Genomic DNA, 3,250 nt, shown 5'->3' with positions numbered 1-3,250 from the left:
TGATCATCAGCATGTGCAGCAGGGGCCGCACCAGCCCCGGCCACGCGGCGTGCCAGGCCAGCAGCCGGGGGTCGCGGACCAGGATGGCTCCCAGGGCCGCGGCGCAGGCCAGCAGCGGCAGCACCAGCCCCATGCGCGACACGCGGCGGCCACCTGCCCTTTCCTGTTTGCCATGCCCGTCGGGCCTTGCGCGTGTGCCGCGACCATGGGGATGTGCGGCGGGGAACACGGAAGAGGAGGAGGGTGCGCCCGGAGCGTCGTGCTGGCGGGGCGGGGAGGATGCGTCGTGCTGGCGGGATGGTGGTGTGGGCATGGCGATGGCTGCCTGGTGCGCCTGGCGGTGGTCCGTTCGGATGGCCGTGGCTGCCGCCGGTCGGCAGCGCGTGGAACACTGGGGGTTGTAGGCCCGGCGGCGGTGCCGCGCAAGGGAAAAACGCACGTTGCGGCGCAGGGGCGGTGCGCGCGATCCTGCCATGATACCGGCACGAACCGGGCACGATTCCGGGGTGATATGACCGCGAAAGGCACCGCTGCCCGGTGGCCCTTTGCCGGGAAAGGCGCTATATTCCACGCCGGACGATGCCTGGCGGCATGACGGCGGGTTGCCGCCGGGGCGATCTCGTGCGCCATGGCCCGGCAGCGGAGGCGGCGTACCTCCGGGCCGTGCGGCGGGTTTGCGTGACGCCATGGGCATCGGCGTGTTTTCTGATTCTCATCGGGGCATGGCGCGCCCGCGCCAGCCGGGAGGGAACATGGGGCAGACCGGCATTCTGCTGGAATCCGGCACCAATGAACTCGAGATCGTCGAGTTTTTCGTGGATGAGGCTGTGCCCGGCGGTGCGGCGTCCGACGGTCCGGAGAGTCCCCGCGCATCGGAAGCCGATGCCGGGCTTGGCGGCACGCCCGAAAGCCTCGACGGAGGCAACGCCTGCGTGACGGTAACGCCATCCGGGACGGGCTTTGGCGTGACCGCTCCGCTCGCGTGCGGCTCGTTGCGGCGCAGGTATGGCGTCAACGTGGCCAAGGTGGTGGAAATCATTCGCATGCAGCCCGTCACCGCACTGCCGCAAATGCCTCATCCGGCGGTGCTGGGGGCCTTTCCGCACCGCGACGGACGGGTCATCCCGCTGGTGGATCTGGCGAAGTACCTGGGCATCCCGCGCGACACCAGCGGCGAGCCCAAGATCATCGTCACCGAATTCAACACCGTGATCACCGGGTTTCAGGTGTCCGGGGTGAACCGCATCCACCGCATCAGCTGGACCGACGTGGAGGCCCCGGGACGCTTTCTGCAGGAGGCCAGCCGCAACTCCATTACCGGCATGGTCCGGCTGGACGGGCGGGTGGTGTTTCTGCTGGACATGGAAAGCATCGTGGCCGAGATGCATCCGGACCTGTCCATCCGCATGGACCGCCCCCTGGGTCCGGCGTCCGCCGGGGGGCGAGGCCAGGGGACGGAGAATGCGGCGGGCGCCGCCACGAAAGCCGTGCCGACGAACTCACAGCCGGACGCACAGCCTGACCTGCCGCCGCGCCGCTACCGCATCCTGCACGCCGACGATTCCGGCAGCGTGCGCCGTCTGGTGCGCAACCTGATGGAGGCCAGCGGGCGGTTCGAGCTGTTGCAGGCCAACGACGGGCAGGAGGCGTGGGATATGCTGGACGGCCTGCGCCGCGAGGCCGAGGCCAAGGGCGTGCCCCTGTCCGGCCTCGTGCAGGCCGTGGTCTCGGATATCGAAATGCCGCGCATGGACGGGCTGACCCTGTGCCGCCGCATCAAGGAAGATCCCGTGCTGCGCGCCCTGCCGGTGGCGCTGTTCTCGTCGCTGGTTTCGGAGCGGCTGGGGCACAAGGGCGAATCGGTGGGCGCGGACGCGCAGTTCGCCAAGCCCGATCTGCAGTTGCTCAGTCAGAAGGTGCTGGAGTTGCTGGGCGAACCAGTCTGATTTTTGCGGCCTCGGGCCGCAGATCCTGGGCAGGATGAAGCGGCCTTGTGGGGCACAAGCCGTGCCCGTGCGGACCCGTGCAGCGCAATGTCGCACGCTTCCCCTCGTAGCCTCCCCGGCGCGACGCCATGGCGGAAACCGTAACGGATTCCCGCCGCTTCGCGTTTCCCCCTCGGTATCCCGGAAGTCCCCTGCCGCCTCCAGGCGCCCTGCATGCCGGGCGACCCTGCGCACCGGTGCGTCTGGCGCGTGCTGCCCTTGCATCCACGGAAACGTGCGGGGCGCGCTGTCCCTGTGGAACGGCGCGCCCCGATTTCGCCCGCGACGCACCGACTGCGCCACGGACCCCTGCGGCTGGAATGCGTCCAACGCATTCCCCCGTGTCGGCTGGCCTTGTCCAACCGCCCTCCGACACGGATCGGGCATTGACCGACATGCCCGGTGTCTGTTGCCATATACTTACCAAGAAGCGTGCCACTCGTGTTGCGGTGGTGTTGTTTTGTGAATGATGTTGAATATTGGCATGTTGGCGAAAGTTATTGGTTGAATGGGCAATTGACGTATGAGGGGGGATGGACTGCTTGTCCGCGATCGCGGACAAAGGCGAGTCGGGTTGGTCCGTGATGGCGGACAAAAGGCATGAAGCTGTGTCCGCGATAGCGGACGATGCGGGCTTGCGCCACTGCGCAGAGGCACGGGTGTCGTTCGCGGGGTCAGCGGGTGGGCACGCCGTGCTTGCGCAGCAGGTCGTACAGATGCGACCGGGACAGCCCGGACAGGGCGCAGGCGGCGCGGATGTCGCCCCCGGCGCGGCGCATCAGTTCGTGCAGGTAGGCGGTGAATTGCGCGTCGCGAAAGTCGAAGAAGCGGGGCAGGTCGTCGGCAAAGGGGGCGGTGGTACGGGCAGCTGTTGCGGATGGCGCGCAGGGGGGCGTGTGCGTGCCCGCTGCCGGTGACGGCTGGAGTCGGTCGCCTGCCGGGACGCCATGGGGCGGCAACGCTGCAAGGCCGGTTTGGCCAAAGGAAATGTCGTCATCGTCCGTGCTGTTCCCGGCCCGTGCTGGCCGTGTGTCGCCGTGGCCGGGGGGCATGCCCCCATGTGCCGTGCGCGTTGCGGGTGCCGCGCGCTCTGGCGACGGAGCATAGTGGGGCGAAGTGTAGATGGCATAGGGCGCGCGTGGTCCCCAGCCGGGGGAGACGGGCGGCGCGTGCCGTGCCTGTGCGGCGCGTGCCTGGCCGGGCTGGGCTGCCTGACTGGCTGACGGCGCGGTGTCGCCTGCTTGCGCGGCGGATGCTCGCGCTGC

At 69.0% G+C, this 3,250-nt stretch carries 1 protein-coding gene and 2 pseudogenes; 1 reads left to right on the top strand and 2 read right to left on the bottom strand.

The features are described from left to right. Window positions 1–475: pseudogene (locus FVW20_RS19735) on the bottom strand (hypothetical protein); the annotation flags it as partial. A gap of 277 nt (window positions 476–752) precedes the next feature. Here FVW20_RS19735 and FVW20_RS10515 point away from each other — a divergent pair. Further along, window positions 753–1,946: a chemotaxis protein gene (locus FVW20_RS10515; RefSeq protein WP_196609472.1), complete on the top strand. Its 1,194-nt coding sequence runs from the start codon at window positions 753–755 to the stop codon at window positions 1,944–1,946. 713 nt (window positions 1,947–2,659) lie between these two features. Here the strand turns inward: FVW20_RS10515 and FVW20_RS19730 are convergent. Further along, window positions 2,660–3,250 (bottom strand): annotated as a pseudogene (locus FVW20_RS19730) (sigma-54-dependent Fis family transcriptional regulator); the annotation flags it as partial.

The organism is Nitratidesulfovibrio oxamicus (assembly GCF_015731765.1).
Classification (GTDB): Bacteria; Desulfobacterota; Desulfovibrionia; order Desulfovibrionales; family Desulfovibrionaceae; genus Cupidesulfovibrio; species Cupidesulfovibrio oxamicus.
Note: the sequence above shows the minus strand (reverse complement) of the source record. Positions and strands in the feature narration are given on the sequence as shown.